Source organism: Saccharopolyspora sp. NPDC045839, from assembly GCF_056431645.1.
The window spans coordinates 1-19,747 of sequence record NZ_JBWKKH010000011.1 but is presented as its reverse complement, the minus strand read 5'-3'; the positions used below and the strand labels follow the sequence as shown (position 1 = coordinate 19,747).

Below are 19,747 nucleotides of genomic sequence, written 5' to 3'. Positions count from 1 at the left end.
TCCAACTCCTGTTCCGAAGGGTTTCAGGTCACCTGTCCGGTCCGACCTGCGCCGCGAGCTCGGCCAGCAGCGTGATCTCCCGCTCGACGGCGTCCGCCAGCGACCGGGCGTCGCCGGGGCGGGTGTTGCTGAGCACGCTGAGGTTCAGGGCGTCGGCGAAGCCCACGAGGGAAACGCTGATCGCCCCCGGCGCGGGAATGTCCGGCATCGCGACCACGCGTCGCAGGGGCGCGCCGCCGAGGGCCCAAGCGCCAGGCGTCCACCGGAGCGTGGTGCATTGCACCGAAGCGAAGTTGGCCGAGGTGAGGAGCGCGGTGGCGGCGCGGAGCGCCCAGGGCCCGAGGGTCAGCGCGGCGTCGAGCAGCCGCGCGGCCCCGTCCACGGAGTCGGCGCGACCGAGCACTCCCCGGCACGCAGCCAGGCGCATTTCCGGGCGGTCCTCCGCGACGGGCAGCGGAACGCGCACGCCCGTGAGGATGTTGCCGAGTTCCTGCGCGTTCTGCCCGGTTCGGCGGTTCTTGGGCACCACGGCGTACAGCTCGCCCGGCTTCCCCGGCCAGTTGTACGGCCGGCCGAACACGCTGCGGACGGCACCGGTCGTGCTGGCGAGCAGGACTTCCGTCGGGGTCACGCCTTCGCCGGGCAGCGCGCTGCGAACGATGCGCAGTTGTCCCGCGTCCACCGACGCGCAGGCCAGCTCCGGTTCGGGATCAGCGGCGGGGAGACTTCGCCCGCCCACCAGCACGTTGCGCAAGGTGCTCATCGCGGTTCGCCGGAAGGATTCCGATTCGGGCGCGGCGCCGGCTCTGGTCCGGGCGCGGGGCGCGGGGCCGTCCAGCAGATGGCAGAACAGGATCTTGCAGGATTCCATGTCGAGCACCGCGTGGTGTGCGATCAGGACCAGGGCGAATTCGTCGCGCGACGGCCGGCGCACCAGTTGCAGCCGCCAGGGCGGGATGTCCCGCGGCAGCGGCTGGATCACGAGGGAGCCGAGGAGTGCTTCGAGCTCCAGGTCGTCACCTTCGACGACCTGCTGCCGCGGGTCGAACCGGTCGAGCGCGGTCCAGCGCCGGCGCCGCAGGCTGCTCTCCTCGGCCGGAAGCACCCAGCGCAGCCGGGAGAACGGGCCCCAGCGCTCGGCCACGCGCTCGCGCAGGTCGGTGATGTCCGGGGGCTCGCCGGAGAAGAGCGCGGCCACTCCGGCGGGTTCGACGCCGCCGGCCAGGAGTTCTTCGGTAGCTGACAGGAAATCGTCCATGCTGCCCTTTTCTCGAATTCCGCCGGACCCATGTGTATCCAGGCGGTAATCGAGCAGCAACCTGATTCGCCGAACAAGCCTCCATCGAGTAACACCCGGCAGGTCACAACAATCGCAAAACCGACTCATATTGAGGTTTTTCCAACCTCGTTGCGGGTGGCGGTGCGGGTGGCGGCCCCCGGCGGGAGTTACAGCGCCCGCCTGGACTGTGGGTGCCCCTCCTGATGTATGCCAATACACGGCGGAGGGGCCGTCCTCGCCAAGGGAACTCCGGAGGGGTGGGCACCGTGAACCCGCGGCGGTGCCAGTGCCGTAGGTGGGCTATGCGCCTACGGCGCATGCGACACCCCACCGACGTGCAGCTTCGGGCCTCGCAGCGGCGGATCGACCAGGATGAAAAGGGCTCATTTGCCGGTTCCCGACGACGTGATCTCCGCCTCGCGGCGGAATTGCGGGCCGGCGCACCGATTTCCGGCACGCGGCCCGGCAATCCTCGATCACGCCCGCCGGCAGCCGGGACCGGCCGAGAACCGGTTCGTCACGGACGGTTCGAACGGTGTTCCACGACGGCCCGTTCGACGTCCTCCGCCAGCAGGTAGTGGTTCAGCGCGATGGCGGCGGTCGTGCCCGCGCCGGCGGCGTTGAGCAGCTGGGCCGGGTTGTCGACGACGTTGCCCGCCGCCCACACTCCCGGCACGCTCGTGCGCCCGGAGGGATCGACGGAGACCCCTCCGTCCTCCCCCAGCTCGCAGCCCAAGCCCTTCAGCAACCCGTCCTGCGGCACGAACCGGGGACCGACGAACACCACCGCGCGCGGCACGACCTCGCCGTCGGCCAGCTCCACGCCCCACACGCCGTTGTCGTCGGCGAGAACACCCGCCACGTCGCCCTCCACGACCCGCACGCCACGGGCGGCCAGCCGCTCGCGCTCCTCGTCCGCCAGGACGATCCGGTTCGGGAAGAACACCACGTCGGACGACCACTGCCGCACCAATTGCGCCTGGTGCACGGTGAACGGCCGGTTCTCACCGCCGACGACGCCCAGCGGCAGATCCCGCACCTCGTAGCCGTGGCAGTACGGACAATGCAGCACGTCGCGGCCCCACCGCTCGCGAAGCCCCGGGATGTCGGGCAATTCGTCCCGCAGGCCGGTGGCCATCAGGACCGACCGGGTCGTCAGTTCCCGCCCGTCGGAGGTGCGCACCACGAATCCGCGCTCCGCACCGCGTTCGACGCCCTGCACCCGGTCGCCGAAAAGCTCTCCCCCGTAGCGCGCCACCTCTTCCCGGCCGACCGAGTACAACTCCGCCGGGGGCATGCCGTCCCGCGACAGGAACCCGTGCAGGTGATCGGCCGGTGCATTGCGGGGCTCACCGCCATCGACGACGGCCACCCGCCGACGGGACCTCGCGAGCACCATCCCGCCGGTCAAACCGGCCGCGCCGCCCCCGATCACCACAACGTCGTAATCCATCGCGTCCATCGAACCCACCTCCGCAGCCGCGCCTGCGCCGTCGCCCGGCCAGGCCGGTAGCTCCATCTCTTCGATTCCGGAATTCCGCGTCGTGGCAGGGCTTGGAGATCTCGTCTCCGCCGCATCGCGCGCGAGCGCCGTCCGCCCCTGTTCTCCGGGCAGGACAAGGACGTTCCGCACGACCGGTGGTGACGATGATTCCGCTGGTCAGTTCCGCGAACGGCGCGCGTCGCGCTCCCCAGCACTTTCCAGGCTATGTCGCCGCAACCCCACCCCGACACGGTTGAGCACCGTTGACCACAGCAGTCGGATTCGGCCGGGGCCCGGACTAGCGGGCTCGAGAATCCCCAGGTGCACTTCCGGCCTATCCCGCCCTCACCGGCGGTTCGCACCCTAACAAACCGCGATCACGCTCCGCGTTCGGCCCACCACCGAACGTCTCATGGTCGGCGCCGCGCCGGAAACCTACACTCCGAAGGATCGAAGCGAACCGCGCGGGCGGTGCCGATTTGAGGTGTCCGATGCGAAATCCGGGAAAGATCTGGCTCGCCGGCGTGCTGGCGTCGACCGCGGTCTCCTGCACGCAACCCGCGCCGGCCGACGAGCGGTCCGCCATCGACTTCCACCAGTGGCGTTCCGCGGCGGACTTCCAGTCCGGCAATGCCGAAGGCATCCGCGGCGACGGGGCGGGCATCCGCATCGATCACCCGATCGGCAGCGTCGGGCAGCCCGCCGCCGAAGGCGGCACGACGCGCGAGTACGAGTACGCGCGGTGGACGTCCCCACCGCACCGCATCGGCTTCGCGGCGACTCAACTGGTCGCGTCCTGGAACGCGGCCACCCCGCCCGGGACCTGGCTGCAGGTGGAGATGCGGGGCCGGACCGGCACGGGCGCGCAAACCGGCTGGTACGTGCTGGGCCGGTGGGCGTCCGGCGATGCCGACATCCACCGCACGAGCGTCGACGGCCAGTCCGACGCCGACGGCACCGTCAACGTCGACACCTTCACCGCCGGCCCTGGGACGACGCTGTCCGAATACCAGCTCCGCGCCACGCTCTACCGCGCCACCGGAACTCCGGCCTCGCCGGAGCTGTCGATGGTCGGCGCGATGGCCTCGAGTGTCCCGGACCGGTTCGAGGTGCCCACCTCCGGCCCCGGCGGCGCCTGGGGCGTCGAACTCCCGGTGCCGCGGTATTCCCAGAACATCCACAGTGGACACTATCCGCAGTACGGCGGTGGCGGCGAGGCGTGGTGCAGCCCCACGTCGACGGAGATGGTCATCTAGTACTGGGGAAGGCGGCCCTCCGCGCAGGAGCTGGCGTGGGTCGATCCGCAGCACCCCGATCCCGCCGTCGAGCACGCCGCGCGCCAGACGTACGACTACGCCTACGACGGCACCGGGAACTGGCCGTTCAACACCGCGTACGCGGCCACCTACGGGCTGGAAGCGCACATCACCCGGCTGCCCTCGCTGGCCGACGCGGAACGGTACATCCGCAACGGCATTCCCGTGATCACGTCGCAATCCTTCCGCGCCGACGAGCTCGACGGCGCCGGCTACGACACCGACGGCCACATCCTGGTCATCGTCGGGTTCACCGCCGACGGGGACGTCATCGCCAACGATCCCGCCTCCTCCGACAATCCGGCGGTCCGCACGATCTACCCCCGCGCCCAGTTCGAGAACGTCTGGCAACGCACGAAACGCCGCGACGCCGCGGGCGAGGTCGCCGACGCCCCCGGCGGCATCGCCTACATCATCGCCCCGCCCGGCCACGCCCCCGCCGGATGACGCGCCGGCACCGCGCTCGGTCGGCGGTCAGTGCCCTTCGGCGAGGGCCGCGCCGATGAAATTGGCCGTCAGTATCGCGAAGATGCAGGCCTGCAGCACCTGGATCAGCGCCTCGACGAACGTCAAGGCGATGGCGAACAGGAACGCGACCAGCGACACCGGCTTCAGCGCCGACGACGCCTCCGGCGTGTCGCACCCCGACATGCCGGAGGTTGTGGACAACTCACGCAATTTCAATGGAAATCGAAGGTCTGATTTCCATTGAAATTGCGGACCCGAGAGCCGGAGCCGCGGGTGCTGATCCAGCAGATGCGGGTTCAGGAAGATCCGGAGGTTCACCAGTCGCCTTCGCGCACGTACGGGCGGCTCCACAACGCCACCTGCAGCGTCACTGCCTTGAACCAGGCCTGGTACATGCGTTCGACGTCTTCGTCGCCGTGCCCCTTCGCTCTCAGGAACGGCCGGATCGTTGCCGTGATCGGGTAGATGAAGGCGATGATGTGGCGAAGCGGCACCCGGTCGACCGCATCGACGTGGTCGGTCTGGTCCTTCTTCGCCCGGGTGTGGCGCAGCGCGATCTCTTGCTGGTAGTCGAGCCAGACGTCGTCGTACGGGCGCCTGCAGGTGTCGAGGATCCATTGCTCGAACCGCGCGCGGACCCGCTCCAGGTACTCCGAGTCCGGCGCGCCGCCGGGAGGCCCGAAGTAGGCGGCCAGGTGCGGATGCGAGCCGACGTAGTCGTACCAGGTGGCCACGACTTCGCCGACCTGGTCGGCGAGGACGTCACCGGCCATGCGCAGCGCCTGGTCGTCCGAGTCGGTCCACAGCAGCGTCTCCTTCAGCGCGTCCAGCTCGGCGATCGTGACCGGCGAGTGCTCGACCTGCGGCTCGCCGTACGTGTAGCCGGGAATGCGGTGTGCGGTGCCCATCGGATGCTCCCTGTCCTCGACGACCCATCGCCCTGGGGAGTACCCGCATCCCAGCGCCCTATCGCCCCACCGCAGCCGGAGATCTGCGCGGCACCGGCTCAGCGCCCTTGATCCTCTACAGTGGACAATATCGCCGGCCGGGAGTCGCACGCGTGGGCGAAGATCGTCCACTTCGGATCTGGCGGGGGTACGGCCTGGTCACGGGCCGTGAGTGTTTTGGGCCGCTATGGCAACACAAAACGCTCACGGCCTGCTGCCTGCGGAAACGTTTCACTCCTCGACCGGCAGTTCGAGTCCGCTCGACTTTCGGGGTGGCAGCGGACGTGCTGGACTGGGGTTGCGGCGGGTGACGCGCAGCGGTGACAGGAGGCGCTTTCCGTCATGGCCTCGACATTCCTCTTCGTCGCCGGGGCGGTGTTGCTGATCTGCAGCGCCGAGAAGCTCATCGGGTACCTCGCCGGCGCCGCCTCCCGGCTCAGCATCTCGATGTTCTTCCTCGCCGTCGTCTTCACCGGCATCGAGTTCGACGACATCGTGCTCGGCGTCGCGCTGAACCTCGAAGACCTCGAGGACGTTTCGCTCGGGCTCGTGCTCGGGACCGCGATCTCGTTCACCGGAATCGTGCTCGCGCTCGCCGCGATCATCACTCCCGCCGCGGTGCGCGTCCCGCGCGACTACCTCGCCATCTTCGCGGCTGCGCCGCTGGTGCTGGCCGCGTTCGCGCTGACCACGCCGCTCACCGCCGTCCAGGGAATGCTGCTGCTCGCGCTCTTCGCGCTGTTCCTCGGCTACATCCTCGCGCAGGAATTCCGGCGGGAAGCACCGACGTTCCGCAACACCGAGGTGTGCGGCGAAACGGCGGAGGGAAACGCCCGGCCGGGCGGGGAATCCTTCTCCGCCGAGATCCCGTTCGCCGCGGCCCGCAAACGGCCCGGCTGGGCCAATCTCGGGCTGGCGGTGCTCGCTCTCGCCGGGCTCGTCGTCGGCGCCGCGGCGATGAGCACCGGTACCGAGGACATCCTCCAGGACTACGGGATCGCGGGCACCGTGTTCGGCGCGACCATCGTCACCGTCGTGCTGACCATCGAGGACGTCTTCCTCACCGTGGAGCCGATCCGCAAGGGCGTGCCGGCGATCGGGATCGGGAACGTCATCGGGAGCCTGGTCTTCTCGGTCACGGCGAAGCTCGGCGTCATCGTGCTCTCGGGCGGCAGCATCACGGTCGGCCCGGACGTGCTCCAGTGGCACCTGCCGGTGCTCGTCGCCATGACCGTCCTCGCCGCGTACTTCCTGCACACCGGCAGGCTGAAGCGGTGGCACGGTGTCGCGCTGCTCGGTTGCTACGTCGCCTACTGGGCCGTCAGCTTCGCCGTGTTCGGTGGCGTTCCGGTCGAGTCGTGACGGTCAGTCCGGGTACGCGTGGTCGATGGCGTCGAGGATGCTCCAGAGCACGTCGCACTTGAACGAAAGCGCCGCCACGGCGCGCGCCTGCTCGTCGGCCGACCGGCAGCGTTCGACCACCACCCGCAGGGCGTGTTCGGCGTCGCGCGGGGCCTGGGTCAGGCGGTCGCGGAAGTAGCCGAGGCCGTCGCGGTCGATCCAGGGGTAGCAGCGCTCGAACGCGGCGAGGCGATCGGACATCAGATCGGGCGCGAAGAGCTCGGTCAGCGAGGACGCCACCGCCTCGGTCCACGGCCGCGTGCGGGCGAAGGTGACGTACGCGTCCACGGCGAACCGCACGCCGGGGACGAGGTGGCGCTCGGATCGCACCTCCTCCCGGCTCAGCCCCACCGCCTCGGCCAGGCGCAGCCACGCCTCGATGCCGCCTTCCCCGCCCGCCGTGCCGTCGTGGTCGAGGATGCGCCGGACCCAGCGGCGCCGGACCTCGCGGTCCGGGCAGTTGGCGAGGATGGCGGCGTCCTTTCGGGGGATGTTCTCCTGGTAGTAGTAGCGGTTCGCCACCCATCCCCGGATCTGCTGCCGCCCCAGCAGACCCGCGTTCATCCTGATGTGGAACGGGTGCTGGTCGTGGTAGCGCTGCGCCTGGGCGCGCAGCGCGGCGGTGAAGCCGTCGGCGTCCGCGGTCACGGCACTTCCGGCTAGTCCTGCGGCAGCGCGAAGGCGAAGAGTGCGTCGCCGTGCGGGGCTCCCAGCATCCCGGGCAGGAATCCCTCGACCCACGCGCCCCAGCCGACCGGCGCCGCGACGAACTGCCTGCCGTCGACGCTGTAGGTCGTCGGGTTGCTGTGGTGGCCGCTGCCCGTCTGGAACTGCCACAGCAGCTCGCCGCTGCGCGCGTCGAACGCGTTGAACTCCCCGGTCGGTTCCCCGGCGAACACCACGTCGCCGCCGGTGGCCAGCACGGACGCGCACATCGGCACGTCGTTGCGCCAGCGCCACGACTCCCGGCCGGTGGCCGGGTCGAAGGCCGACACCGAGCCCGCCATGTCACCGGAATCCACCGTGACGCTCGCGCCCCAGTAGGGGATGCTCTCCTTGAACTCCCTGCGCCGCCGCGTGACCAGGGCTCCGACGTCCTGCACCGGCACGTAGAACAGCTCCGTCCGCGGGCTGTAGGCCGCGTGCGTCCATTCCTTGCCGCCGGCCGGTCCCGGCCAGAAGCGGACCTCCACCCCCTCCTCATCCGGGTAGATCTTCGGGGTCACCTTGCCGTCCGGGTCGATCTCGCCCCAGGTGATCCGGTCCACGAACGGCGCCACCCGGACCAGTTCGCCGTTCGTGCGGTCGAGGACGAAGAAGTACCCGTTCTTGTCGAAGTGGGCCAGCAGCTTCCGGCCGTCCAGCTCGAACAGGATGTGCTCCATCGTGCTGTCGTAGTCCCACAGGTCGTGCGGGTTGTACTGGTAGTGCCAGCGGATCTCGCCGTTGTCCGGATTTACCGCGACGACGCTGTCGGTGTAGAGGTTGTCGCCCTCGCGGACGGCGCCGTCGAAGTCCGGCGCCGGGTTGCCGGTCCCCCAGTACATGAGGTTCAGCTCCGGGTCGTAGGTGCCGGTGACCCAGCAGTTCCCGCCGCCGCGCGTCCACGCCGGGCCGTCCGGCCAGGTCTCGGAGCCCGGCTCGCCCGGTTTCGGCACCGTGTAGGTCCGCCAGACGTGCCGCCCGGTCTCCAGGTCGAAGGCGTCGATGTGGCCGCGAACGCCGAACTCGCCGCCGGAGCTGCCGACGATGACCAGGTCCTTCACCACCAGCGGAGCGAGCGTCGCGCTCTCCCCCGCCCGCACGTCGCCGTAGATCGCGTCCCAGACGCACCTGCCGTTGGTGGCGTCGAGCGCGAGCAGGTGGGCGTTCGGGGTCACGAAGAAGACCTTCCCCTTCGCGACCGCGACCCCGCGGTTCACGTTGCCGCAGCACAGCGACGTGTCGTACGGGACCTCGTGCTTGTACCGCCAGATCTCCTGCCCGGTCCGGGCGTCCAGTGCCCAGGCCCAGCCGTCCCAGCCGGAGACGAACATGACGCCGTCCACGACGACCGGGGCGGCCTCGAAGGCGTAGGTCGACGCGCCCGCGTGCATCCCGGCCGAGCCGGACTGGAAGACCCAGGCCGGGACGAGGCGCCGGACGTTCTCCGTGTTGATCTGGTCCAGCGGGCTGTACCGCTGGCCGTCGTAGGCGCCGTAGTAGGTGAGCCAGTTCTGCGGCTCCGAGCGGGCCTCGAGAATGCGTTCGTACGTGACGTTCTGGACCACCGGCGGCGCAGTCCCGGCCAGGCCGCTCAGCGACGCCTGGCTCACGGCATGCCCTGCCTGCACGTATTCCGCCATCACCCGCTCCTTCCTGGATCGTGTTTCACGAGTGGTTCGCGTGGCGGTGCGGGTGGCGGCCCCTGCTGGGATCGTGGCCGTCTTCTCGCCGAGAACCCCGGCGGGGTGGGCACGGCCGGAGAACCGGCGGCGGCGCAAGCCGAGTCCCCCACCGCAAGCGGCTACCGCCGCTTTCGAACAGAGCCCTAGGGTCGTGGCTGGGCCGGGCGGTCGAGGCGGGCGTGCTCCGGGACGTCGCCGAGGACGGCGATCACGCCGACCAGGCCGCGGCCCTCGTCGTTGCCGATGGGGGACGTGTACCAGTAGTAGCCCGGGCCGTCGAGGTTGAGGCTCGCCGTGCCGCGCGACTGGACCGGCAACCAGATGAACTGCCGGTCGCCGTTGCTCGGCAGCAGCGCGCAGTGCGTGTTCTGGTCGTCGTTGACGAGCTCCAGTTCGAGGTCACCGCCGTGCGGCAGGACGAGGATCGACGGATCCCAGATCAGTTCGTCGACCGGGATCCGGACCCGCGCGTGCATGCGGCCGTCGGCGTCCTCCTCGGCGTGCCCGAGGCCGCCGTGGGCGACCAGCCGCCCCAGCGACGCCCCGTTCTGCTTGTCCAGTCCGAGCTCGCTCACCAGTGCCGACAGCTCCCCTGTGGTGGTCGCCATCGCATTCACCTCCTAGCCCCGAGGCAACGCCCCGGTTCACGGTGGAGGACCTCCAGCGCAGGATCGACGGCCGTCGAGAAGTTCCCGGAAGGCGCGAAGGCGCGCCGGACGAACGGGGCGGCCGGGAAATGCCGCAGGGGCTTCGCCACCGGTTGCTTCGCGCAACCGGCATGCGCCGGCCTCGCCTGGGCCACCCGACACCTCCCCGTCGCGTGGATCCCATTGCAGGTGCAGGATAGCTCTGCCTCGACGGCTTTCGTAAGCCGATCCGCGGAGCGGAAACGCATTGCCACGCAAGGGGAAACGATCAGCCGCACGACCGTGACGGGTGCGGCGGACGAGGCGAACGCGGGTGCGACGGAGCATTTGCGATGTTCGTCGAGCGCGCAGATGATGAAAGCGCCATTCCGCGGAGCTTCGACGAGCTGTGGGGACGATGACCGCGAGGGCCCGGAACCGGTGGCGTCGACCGCTGGACGACCCGGGCACCGACGGCGGGCGTCATCGTCCACAGTGCACTATCGCGCCGCCGCAAGGAGACCACGATGACCACGACCGCGATCCCCGGCCTGGACCAGGCACCGACCACCCACCGGGCCCTCGTGGCGTGGGTGCGGGAAGTGGCCGAACTGACGACCCCGCAGCAGGTGGTGTGGTGCGACGGCAGCGACGAGGAGTGGCGCCGGCTGACCACCGACCTCGTCGCGGCGGGCACCCTGGTGCGGCTGGCGGCGAAGCCGAACTCGTTCTGGGCCGCCTCCGACCCCGGCGACGTCGCGCGCGTGGAGGACCGCACCTTCATCTGCTCGCGGCGCGAGGAGGACGCCGGGCCCACCAACAACTGGATGGCCCCGGCGGCGATGAAGTCGACCATGACGGAGCTCTACCGGGACTGCATGCGCGGTCGCACCATGTACGTGATCCCGTTCTGCATGGGCCCGCTGGACGCCGAGAGCCCCAAGCTGGGCGTGGAGATCACCGACTCCGCCTACGTGGTGCTCTCGATGCGCGTGATGACCCGGATGGGCACCGGGGCGCTGGAGAAGTTCATCGGCGGCGACGGCGACGAACGCGAGTTCGTCAAGGCCCTGCACTCCGTCGGGGCGCCGCTGGAGCCGGGCCGGGCCGACGTGCCGTGGCCCTGCAACCCGACGAAGTACATCAGCCACTTCCCCGAGGAGCGGATGATCTGGAGCTTCGGCTCCGGCTACGGCGGGAACTCGCTGCTGGGCAAGAAGTGCTACTCGCTGCGCATCGCCTCGGCGATGGCACGCGACGAGGGCTGGCTGGCCGAGCACATGCTCATCCTCAAGCTGACCTCGCCGCACGGCACGGTCCACTACATCGCCGCGGCGTTCCCCAGCGCGTGCGGCAAGACGAACCTGGCGATGCTGCAACCCACCGTGCCCGGTTGGACGGCCGAAACGCTCGGCGACGACATCGCCTGGATGCGCTTCGGCGACGACGGCCGGCTCCGCGCGGTCAACCCCGAGTTCGGGTTCTTCGGCGTCGCCCCGGGCACCGGCTACCACACCAATCCGGTGGCCATGCGGACCATCGAGCAGGGCAACACCATCTTCACCAACGTCGCGCTCACCGACGACGGCGACGTCTGGTGGGAGGGCATGACCGAGCAGCCGCCCGCGCACCTGACCGACTGGCGGCGCCGCGACTGGACGCCGGGCGGCGGCGAGCCGGCCGCCCACCCCAACTCCCGGTTCTGCACCCCCATCGAGCAGTGCCCGATCGTCGCCCCGGAGTGGAACGACCCCGAGGGCGTGCCGATCTCGGCGATCCTCTTCGGCGGCCGCCGGGCCACCACGATTCCGCTGGTCACCGAGTCGCGCGACTGGGCGCACGGGGTGTTCATGGGCGCCACCCTGTCCTCGGAGACCACGGCCGCCGCCACCGGCGAGGTCGGCGTCGTCCGCCGCGATCCGATGGCGATGCTGCCGTTCATGGGCTACCACGCCGGCGACTACCTCGGGCACTGGCTGACCACCGGCGCACGGGCCGAACCGGCGAAGCTGCCCAAGATCTTCCACGTCAACTGGTTCCGCCGCGGCGAGGACCGCCGCTTCCTGTGGCCGGGATTCCGGGAGAACTCGCGGGTCCTGGCGTGGATCGTCGGCCGCGTCGAGGGCACCGCGAACGCCGCGGAGACCCCGGTCGGCCTGGTCCCGGCCGCGACCGACCTCGACCTGGCCGGGCTCTCCACCGACCCGGCCGACGTCGAGGCGGCGCTCGCGGTCGACGCGGCGGAGTGGCGGGCCGAACTCCCGCTGATCGAAGAGTGGTTCGCCACCATCGGCGAAAAGCTCCCCGGCACCCTCCAGGAGCAGCTGGCCGGGCTCCGCGAACGCCTGGCCGGGAGCTGACGCGCCAATGGTCCACTGAGGACACTCGTGCACCGCCGCGCCGCCGGCGCGGGTGTCCCCGATCGCAACGAGTCGGATACGGGTCTTCGGCGTACTTGACAGCCCGGGTGCGGGATTGCAGGCTTTCGATCCAAAGTTGGTTGAGTGGCTCGGCCAATGGAGGCTCGCCATGTCGAACGGCACCGATACCCATCGGACGCACCGCCGCCGCGCCGTCATCGCCAGCACGGTCGGCACGACGATCGAGTGGTACGACTTCTTCCTCTACGGGACCGTCGCCGCCCTGGTGTTCCCCAAGATCTTCTTCCCGGGCAGCTCCCCCAGCGCCGGCGTGCTCGAATCGTTCAGCACCTTGTTCGTGGGCTTCGCCGCGCGCCCGGTCGGCGCCGCGATCTTCGGGCACTACGGCGACCGGATCGGCCGCAAGGCCACCCTGGTCACCACGCTGCTGCTCATGGGCATCGCCACGGTGCTCATCGGCGTGCTTCCCGGGTACGCCACGCTCGGCTTCGCCGCGCCCGTGCTGCTGGTGGTGCTGCGCATCGGGCAGGGCATCGGCGTCGGCGGCGAGTGGGGCGGTTCGGTGCTGATGGCCATGGAGTGGGGCTCCGAGTCCCGCCGCGGCCTGATGGCGAGCCTGCCGCACCTCGGCGTGCCGCTCGGCCTGCTGCTGTCCACCGCCGCGGTGGGGGTGGCCAGCGCGACGACCGGCGACGCGTTCGAGACCTGGGGCTGGCGGGTGCCGTTCCTGCTCAGCGTCGTCCTGATCGCGATCGGCCTGTGGGTGCGGATGCGGGTGCTGGAGAGCCCCGACTTCGCCGAGGTGAAGCGGCAGCAGGCGGTCGAGCGACAGCCGGTGTGGGCCGCGATCCGCAAGCACCCGAGGGAGATCCTCACCTCCGCGTTCGTGCGGCTGGCCGAGCAGGCGCCGTTCTACCTGTTCATCACGTTCGTGCTGACCTACGGCACGAAGCACCTGGAGATGCCGCGCGGCGAGCTGCTCAACGCCACGCTGGTCGCCGCCGCGGTCGGCCTGATCAGCGTTCCGCTGTTCGGCCACCTTTCGGACCGCTTCGGTCGCAGGCTCATCTACGGCATCGGGATCGTGTGCACCGGCCTGTACGCCTTCCCGTACTTCGCACTGCTGGACACCCGGTCCTCCGGCCTGGTGCTGCTGGCCATCGTCGTGTCGCTGATCGTGCACGACGTCATGTACGGCCCGCAGGCGGCGCTGATCGCGGAGAGCTTCGGCACCAACATCCGCTACAGCGGCGCCGGTCTCGGCTACCAGCTCGCCTCGGTCATCGCGGGCGGCCCCGCACCGCTGATCGCCGCGGCGCTCCTGCAGTCCACCGGCTCCAGCACCGGGATCAGCTGGTACATCGTGCTCTGCTCGGTCATCTCGCTGATCGCGCTGCTGCTGATGCCCCGCCGGTCGGCGTCTCCCGCCGCGTCCAAGCAGCCCGACCCGCAAAGCATGGAGGCATGACCCGGGCCCGTGTGTGTTTTGTGCTGCTATAGCAGCACAAAACACACACGGGTCCGTTCCCGCTGGCACGGCGAGCCGCCGTCAACGCGTGTCCATGCAGGACCGCCGCGCTTCAACCGCTGCTGTCCTCGACGATCTGTCATGGGTCGCGTCTATTGTCGTCGCCAAGCATCCCGCCTGCGGAAGGACCACCCGATGTTGCGAGGCCTGACAACCGTCTCGTTCTACGCGGACGACCTGGAGGCGGCGAAGCGCTGGTACGCCGGCCTGCTGGGCTTCGAGCCGTACTTCGACCGGCCCGGGTACGTCGAGTTCCGCCTCGGCGACTACCAGCACGAACTTGGCATCATCGACCGGAAGTTCGCCCCGCCGGAACTCTCCGCCGCACCGGGCGGCGCGGTCGTCTACTGGCACGTCGACGACGTGGCGGCCGCGCTCGACCGGCTGGTGTCGCTGGGAGCCAAGCCGCTGGAGCCGATCATCGAGCGCGGGCCGGGGTTCGTCACGGCCTCGGTCGTCGACCCGTTCGGCAACGTGCTGGGCATCATGCACAATCAGCACTACCTCGACGTCCTGGCGTCCCGGGCCGGATTCCAGTAACCGGCGAGTCCCGTCCCGCCGCGAAGTCGCCTGGAGCCACGGCGATTTCGCGCGAAATCGTCACCCCTCAGGCGTGGAGTGCGGCGATTTCGCGCGAAATCGCCGCAGGCGAGCAGGGGCCCGCAGGTGCCACCGGGATCGGCCGCGCCCGCGATCCCAGAGCTCCTCCAGCTCGCGGAACGGCTCCTGCCACGGACCCCGGCCTACCCGCCGGCGCGGCGGCACCAAACCGCCTGTCAGCGCTCGATCGCCGTGGTCTCCTCAGCGCCGGCGTCGGTGTCGGGCTGCGGAGTGCGTGCGCGCTTGTGCGGCAGGGCGACGTTTCGGCGTCACACCGCGGCCAGTTGCCGGACCACCGCCTCGCCGACGGCTTTGGCGCTGCCGGGGTTCTGGCCGGTGATCAGCCGGCCGTCCTCGACGACGTAGGCCTCGAACGGTTCGTCCGCGGTGCGGTAATCGGCGCCGAGCTTCGCGAGTTCTTCCTGGAGGTTGTACGGCACGGCGTCGGCGCGATTCGCCAATTCCTCTTCCGGCCACGAGAAGCCGGTGACGCGCTTGCCCCTGATCAGCGGTTCGCCGCTGGAGAGCTGGACGTTGAGCAGGCCCGTCGCGCCGTGGCAGACGGTGGAAACCACCTTGCCCGCCTCGTAGAACCGGGCCATCAGGCCCTCCAGGTCGGCGCTCTGCGGGAAGTCGAACATGACGCCGTGCCCGCCGGTCAGGTAGATCGCGTCGTAGTCGTCGAGATCGACCTCGGCAATCCGCTTCGTGTCCTCCAGGAGATCCATGAATTCCCGGTCCCGGTAGTGCCGCTCGGTGCCGAGTTCGGACAGGACTTCATGCGACAGGCTCTCCGGATCCAGCGGGACCATCCCGCCCGCCGGACTGGCGATGTCCATCTCGAAACCGGCCCGTTCGGCGACGTCCCAGAAATGCGTCAGCTCCCCGAGCCACAAACCGGTCCGCATCCCGACCTTCCGGTACTCCGGAACATTCGTCACGACGATGAGAATCCTGTTCTTCCTGGCCATTTCCGAATCATCCCCCGCACTTCCGACGCGTCCCGGCGAAAGACCGATCACCGGCAGTCGAACGAAGACGAGAACCAGGCTAGCCCCGGAAAAGCCCGGTCGCGAACCGCGATCCTCGTCGCGATTTCCCGTGATCGATTCACGCGACCGCCGCCGCTCCGGATCGGAGGGTCAGGGGAGCAGGAACGCGCCCGGCAGAGCGGAGCCGCTCTGCACCGTGTCGAGGATGAACATCGTGTCGTACCGGCGGATGTTGTCGTCGCTCTTGAACAGGTCGTTGCTCAAGTCCCTGAGGTCTCGGATCGATGCGGCCGTGAGCAGCACGGCGTAGTCCCATCGGCCCGAGAGGGCGTAGCACTGCTGGACCTCCGGCTGCGCCCGGAGCCGGTCCGCGATGCGCCGGTGGTGGTCGACGGATTCCTCGACCAGGGTCAGCATGACGAGTGCCTGCGCCAAGGACGGGGCGTGCTCGGTGTCGACGACGGCGACGGTGCGCAGGAGCCCGGCGGACTTGTAGCTCGTGATGCGGCGCTGGACCGCGCTGGGCGACAGGCCGACCTGGTCTCCGAGCTCGCGGAGGGTTTGGTCCGCGTCGTGCTGCAGCAGGTCCAGCAATCGCGTGTCGATTTCGTCCAGCGGTCTCCTCCGGGGGCCCATGCGCAAAAATATTGCGCGGGAGCGCGAACAATGCAAGCGCATGCCGGATTCGGTTGCGTAGCGTCCACGCCGTGCTTCAGTCCAACGACCGGCGACGAACCGCCGCGGCCACCGATCTCGTGCTGGGCAACATCGCGCAGGCGAGAGCCGTCATTCCGCCATGCTTCCTCGACACCCCGCAGTACGAGGACGAACTGATCAACGCCGCCCTGGGGCGACGCGTCACCGTCGAGGTCGTGGCAGCCCTGCACGACCACCTGCATCTGGAGCGTCCATGACCAGCCCCATCGGCATCATCGGCACGGGAGCCATCGCGAAGGACATCGTGGACGGGCTGAGCGCCACGACCGAGGAGAGCCCGGAAATCCACCTCTCGCCGCGCAACGCCCGGACGGCGAACGCCTTGGCACGTCGCCACCCCAACGTTCGGGTGTGCGCGGACAACCAGTCGGTCATCGATGCGGCACCGCTGATCCTCCTCACCGTCCGCCCCGACGATGTGAGCGAGGCCCTCGCCGGGCTCCGCGTACCTGGTGATCGAGTTCTCATCAGCGCCGTCGCGGGGTGGTCCATCGAAGCGCTGGGAGCGCAGCTCGACGCCGACGTGACGATAGTCCGCTCGATCCCGTTGCCGGCTGTGCGGCAACAACGGGGCACTACCGCCTTGCATCCGGCACATCCGGTCGCGGAAGAGCTGTTCAACCGCCTCGGCGGCACCCTCGTGACCCAGGATCCCGCCGTCTTCGACGCGCTTTCCGCCGCAACGGCGTCGATCTCCACCTACCTGCACTACCTGGACACCATTGCCGGCTGGATCACGCGGCAAGGCATGGATTCCCGCGCGGCTGAGGGCTACGTGCGCAGCATGTTCTCGGGCGTCAACGCAGCCCTCGCCGATCAACGCACCGACCTGCCCGAGCTCGGTCGAGCACACGAAACTCCCGGAGGCAACAACGAGGCCCTACGAGCGAGGTGGTTCGACCCGCAGAACCAGGCCGCGCTCGAGCAGGCGCTCGAACACATCCGCCAACGCGTTGCCACCGCACGAGCGGACTAGCCCGGTGACACGCGCGAACGCCCCTTGCGGGCCGTCGACTAGGCGTCGGTGCTCCGGGCGATGTCGGCCTCGATCAGCTCCGCGATCTGGTCGGGCGTGTAGCCCAGAGAGGCGAGGATCCGGCGGGTGTCCGCACCTTTCTCGCGCGGCGCGGTGCGGACCTCGCCGGGCGTTCGGCCGAGTTTGATCGGGATTCCGGTGCCCCGGTAGCCGTCCCGCTCCACCACCATGTTCCGGTGCAGCACCTGCGGATCGGTCAGCGCTTCGCCCACGTCGTGCACCGGAGTCGCCGGCACGCCGCGGTCCAGCAGCTTGCGGGCCAGGTCGTGGCGGCGGTGGGCGGCGATCCGCTCGATGATCAGCGGCCGCAGCTCCGCGACGTTGCGGACCCGGTCGGCGTTCGTCGCGAACCGCGCTTCGTCGGCGATGTCCGGGATGCCGAGCAGCTCCACGAAGTGGCGGAACTGGCGGTCGTTGCCGACCCCGATGAAGATCTGCCCGTCCTCGGCCTCGAAGGTGTCGTACGGGGCGATGGAGGGGTGCGCTGATCCGGTGCGCTGCGGGAGCTTCCCGGAGACCAGCCAGCCCGGGGAATGCGGGTGCAGCAACGAAATCGCCGTGTCTAGCAGCGTGCAGTCCACCAGCTGACCGCGCCCGGTGGCGTGCCGGTCGTGGAGCGCGAGCAGCACGCCGGAGAACGCGTAGATCCCGGTCACCATGTCCACAATGGGCACTCCGACGCGCAGCGGCGGCCCGGACGGCTCGCCGTTGATGCTCATCAGTCCACCGTAGGCCTGCAGGATCGCGTCGTAGCCGGGCATGCCGCCCATCGGCCCGTCGACGCCGAAACCGGTGATGCGGCAGTGGATCAGGCGGGGGTAGCGCTCCGCGATCGCCTCGTCGGAGAAGCCCCACTTGGCCAGCGTGCCCGCCTTGAAGTTCTCCACCACGACGTCCGCGTCTCGCAGCAGCTCGTCGAGCACCCGCTGCCCGCCCGGCGAGGCGAAGTCCAGGCAGATGTTGTTCTTGTTGCGGTTGATGCCCGTGTGGTAGGCGCTCATGGTCTCGCTGACGAACGGCGGCCCCCAGGTGCGCGTGTCGTCGCCCGCGGGCGGCTCGACCTTGATCACCTCGGCGCCGTGGTCGGCCAGCATCTGGGTGCACAGCGGACCGGCGAGGATGCGCGACAGGTCGAGGACGCGAACGCCGCGGAGGCTGCCGTTCGGTGCGGTCATGGCGAAGATCCCCGTTTCGATCAGTGGTTGCCACGCACATTGAGGCCGGAAGAACCTCAGTAGGACTTGGGCAGGCCGAGGACGTGGTTGGACACGTAGTTCAGGACCATTTCCTGGCTGACCGGGGCGAGGCGGAGGATGCGCGACTCCCGGAAGTACCGCTCCACGTGGTACTCGCGGGCGTAGCCCATGCCGCCGTGGGTCTGGATCGCCTGGTCGGCCGCCTGGAAGCCGGCGTCGGCGCACAGCCACTTGGCCATGTTCGCCTCGCGCCCGCAGGACAGGCCCTGGTCGTAGCGCCACGCGGCGTTGCGGGCCATCAGCTCGGCCGCGTCGAGCCGGGTCGCCGCCTCGGCGAGCGGGAACGCGATGCCCTGGTTCTGGCCGATGGGCCGGTCGAAGACGACGCGTTCCTTCGCGTAGCGCACCGCGCGGTCGAGCGCGGCCCGGCCGATGCCCAGCGCCTCGTGGGCCAGCAGGATCCGCTCCGGGTTGAGGCCGTCGAGCAGGTACTTGAAGCCCTGGCCCTCGGCGCCGACGCGGGCGCTCTCGGGCACGAACAGGTCGTCGATGACGACCTCGTAGGAGGAGACCGCGTTGCGGCCCAGCTTGGGGATCGGGCTCAGGTGCACGTGCTCGGGGTCGATGTCGATGAGGAACAGCGACATCCCGTCGGTCGCGCGGTCGACCTCCTCGCGCCGGGTGGTGCGGGCGATCAGCACCATCTTCTGCGAGTCGCCCGCCTTGGTGATCCACACCTTGCGGCCGTTGATGACGTAGCCGCCGGGCACCGGCTTGGCGAACGTGGAGATCCGGGTCGTGTCGGTGCCCGCGTCGGGCTCGGTGACGCCGAAGCAGACGTGCAGCGAACCGTCGGCCGCCGCGGGGAGGACCTCCTTGCGCAGTTCCTCGCTGCCGTGCTTGACGATGGTGTTGAGGCCGAAGATCGTCAGGTGCATGGTGCTGCAGCCGTTCATCCCGGCGCCCGAGGCGGCCACCTCTTCCAGCAGCAGCGCCGCTTCGAAGATGCCGAGCCCGCCGCCGCCGTACTCCTCGGGGATGGCGATGCCCAGCCAGCCGCCCTCGGCGAAGGCGTTGTAGAAGTCCCACGGGAACGCGTTGTTCGCGTCGCGCTCGGCCCAGTACTCGTCGGGGAAGCTGCGCGCCAGTTCGCGCGCGCCCGCCCGCAGGGACCGCTGGTCCGGGGTCAGTTCGAAGTGCATGGCGCTTTCCTAATCAGTTCTGGGAGTGAGCCATCCGGCAAACTCCTGTTGGTAGCCGGCCGGTAGGTGAGCACTTCGTTTTCCTGGACGTTCGAGTCCTGCGGAAAGATCGTGCCCCTATCGGTAGGCCGGGAGAGTTGATCGCTGCTGGGATGTCGTGCCCGCCCGTGGTGGCGTGAGCACTGCGT

16 protein-coding genes and 2 pseudogenes are annotated in these 19,747 nt (G+C 69.7%); 7 read left to right on the top strand and 11 right to left on the bottom strand.

The genetic code is table 11. From position 1 onward, the window contains the following. Positions 1–28: 28 nt before the first annotated feature. Positions 29–1,258, bottom strand: a complete 1,230-nt coding sequence (locus AC07EQ_RS17475) for a wax ester/triacylglycerol synthase domain-containing protein (protein WP_478388954.1) — start codon at positions 1,256–1,258, stop codon at positions 29–31. 538 nt (positions 1,259–1,796) lie between these two features. After that, entirely contained in the window at positions 1,797–2,741 is a 945-nt protein-coding gene (locus AC07EQ_RS17470; protein ID WP_478388953.1) for an NAD(P)/FAD-dependent oxidoreductase, read from the bottom strand. Between the two features lie 512 nt (positions 2,742–3,253). Between AC07EQ_RS17470 and AC07EQ_RS17465 the strand changes: the two are divergent. Beyond that, positions 3,254–4,525, top strand: a pseudogene (locus tag AC07EQ_RS17465) (C39 family peptidase). A 27-nt stretch (positions 4,526–4,552) separates the two neighbouring features. On the opposite strand, the pseudogene AC07EQ_RS17460 reads toward AC07EQ_RS17465, so the two are convergent. Together AC07EQ_RS17460 and AC07EQ_RS17455 are read right to left on the bottom strand one after the other, a co-directional pair. Continuing rightward, a pseudogene (locus AC07EQ_RS17460) lies at positions 4,553–4,708 on the bottom strand (F0F1 ATP synthase subunit A); the annotation flags it as partial. 152 nt (positions 4,709–4,860) lie between these two features. After that, positions 4,861–5,454, bottom strand: coding sequence for a protoglobin domain-containing protein (locus AC07EQ_RS17455; RefSeq protein WP_478388952.1), 594 nt, complete (start codon positions 5,452–5,454; stop codon positions 4,861–4,863). A gap of 381 nt (positions 5,455–5,835) precedes the next feature. Here AC07EQ_RS17455 and AC07EQ_RS17450 point away from each other — a divergent pair, with 381 nt between their 5' ends. Further along, positions 5,836–6,855: a sodium:calcium antiporter gene (locus AC07EQ_RS17450; RefSeq protein WP_478388951.1), complete on the top strand. Its 1,020-nt coding sequence runs from the start codon at positions 5,836–5,838 to the stop codon at positions 6,853–6,855. Between the two features lie 3 nt (positions 6,856–6,858). Here AC07EQ_RS17450 and pqqC read toward each other — a convergent pair whose 3' ends face one another. From pqqC to AC07EQ_RS17435, 3 genes are all read right to left on the bottom strand, one after another. Next, positions 6,859–7,542: a pyrroloquinoline-quinone synthase PqqC gene (pqqC, locus tag AC07EQ_RS17445; protein WP_478388950.1), complete on the bottom strand. Its 684-nt coding sequence runs from the start codon at positions 7,540–7,542 to the stop codon at positions 6,859–6,861. Between the two features lie 11 nt (positions 7,543–7,553). Then, positions 7,554–9,239 carry a PQQ-dependent dehydrogenase, methanol/ethanol family gene (locus AC07EQ_RS17440; protein ID WP_478388949.1) on the bottom strand — a complete coding sequence of 562 codons (1,686 nt, stop codon included), beginning with the start codon at positions 9,237–9,239 and terminating at the stop codon, positions 7,554–7,556. Positions 9,240–9,424: 185 nt separating this feature from the next. Beyond that, the gene (locus AC07EQ_RS17435) at positions 9,425–9,889 is read right to left on the bottom strand and encodes an MSMEG_3727 family PQQ-associated protein (RefSeq protein ID WP_478388948.1); all 465 of its coding nucleotides are present in this window, start codon (positions 9,887–9,889) and stop codon (positions 9,425–9,427) included. Between the two features lie 545 nt (positions 9,890–10,434). On the opposite strand from AC07EQ_RS17435, the gene AC07EQ_RS17430 reads away from it, so the two are divergent. The 3 genes from AC07EQ_RS17430 to AC07EQ_RS17420 all read left to right on the top strand — a co-directional run bounded on the left by AC07EQ_RS17430 (position 10,435) and on the right by AC07EQ_RS17420 (position 14,356). Beyond that, the gene (locus AC07EQ_RS17430; RefSeq protein ID WP_478388947.1) at positions 10,435–12,267 is read left to right on the top strand and encodes a phosphoenolpyruvate carboxykinase (GTP); all 1,833 of its coding nucleotides are present in this window, start codon (positions 10,435–10,437) and stop codon (positions 12,265–12,267) included. 169 nt (positions 12,268–12,436) lie between these two features. Further along, on the top strand, positions 12,437–13,756 hold the full coding sequence (locus AC07EQ_RS17425; protein ID WP_478388946.1) for an MFS transporter: 1,320 nt from the start codon (positions 12,437–12,439) through the stop codon (positions 13,754–13,756). A 195-nt stretch (positions 13,757–13,951) separates the two neighbouring features. Then, a complete protein-coding gene (locus AC07EQ_RS17420) occupies positions 13,952–14,356 on the top strand; it encodes a VOC family protein (protein ID WP_478388945.1) in 405 nt (134 codons plus the stop codon). Between the two features lie 329 nt (positions 14,357–14,685). Here AC07EQ_RS17420 and AC07EQ_RS17415 read toward each other — a convergent pair whose 3' ends face one another. Continuing rightward, positions 14,686–15,387, bottom strand: coding sequence for a type 1 glutamine amidotransferase domain-containing protein (locus tag AC07EQ_RS17415; RefSeq protein WP_478388944.1), 702 nt, complete (start codon positions 15,385–15,387; stop codon positions 14,686–14,688). Between the two features lie 171 nt (positions 15,388–15,558). Further along, positions 15,559–16,044 carry an Lrp/AsnC family transcriptional regulator gene (locus tag AC07EQ_RS17410; RefSeq protein ID WP_478388943.1) on the bottom strand — a complete coding sequence of 162 codons (486 nt, stop codon included), beginning with the start codon at positions 16,042–16,044 and terminating at the stop codon, positions 15,559–15,561. Positions 16,045–16,115: 71 nt separating this feature from the next. On the opposite strand from AC07EQ_RS17410, the gene AC07EQ_RS17405 reads away from it, so the two are divergent. Then, positions 16,116–16,322 carry a hypothetical protein gene (locus AC07EQ_RS17405; RefSeq protein ID WP_478388942.1) on the top strand — a complete coding sequence of 69 codons (207 nt, stop codon included), beginning with the start codon at positions 16,116–16,118 and terminating at the stop codon, positions 16,320–16,322. Then, positions 16,319–17,101 (top strand): NAD(P)-binding domain-containing protein, encoded by a 783-nt coding sequence (locus AC07EQ_RS17400; RefSeq protein WP_478388941.1) that lies wholly within the window; start codon positions 16,319–16,321, stop codon positions 17,099–17,101. The genes AC07EQ_RS17405 and AC07EQ_RS17400 overlap by 4 nt, the downstream gene beginning before the upstream one ends. 38 nt (positions 17,102–17,139) lie before the next feature. Here AC07EQ_RS17400 and AC07EQ_RS17395 read toward each other — a convergent pair whose 3' ends face one another. Further along, a complete protein-coding gene (locus AC07EQ_RS17395) occupies positions 17,140–18,336 on the bottom strand; it encodes a CaiB/BaiF CoA transferase family protein (RefSeq protein ID WP_478388940.1) in 1,197 nt (398 codons plus the stop codon). A 56-nt stretch (positions 18,337–18,392) separates the two neighbouring features. Then, positions 18,393–19,559: an acyl-CoA dehydrogenase family protein gene (locus tag AC07EQ_RS17390; RefSeq protein ID WP_478388939.1), complete on the bottom strand. Its 1,167-nt coding sequence runs from the start codon at positions 19,557–19,559 to the stop codon at positions 18,393–18,395. Positions 19,560–19,747: the final 188 nt, after the last annotated feature.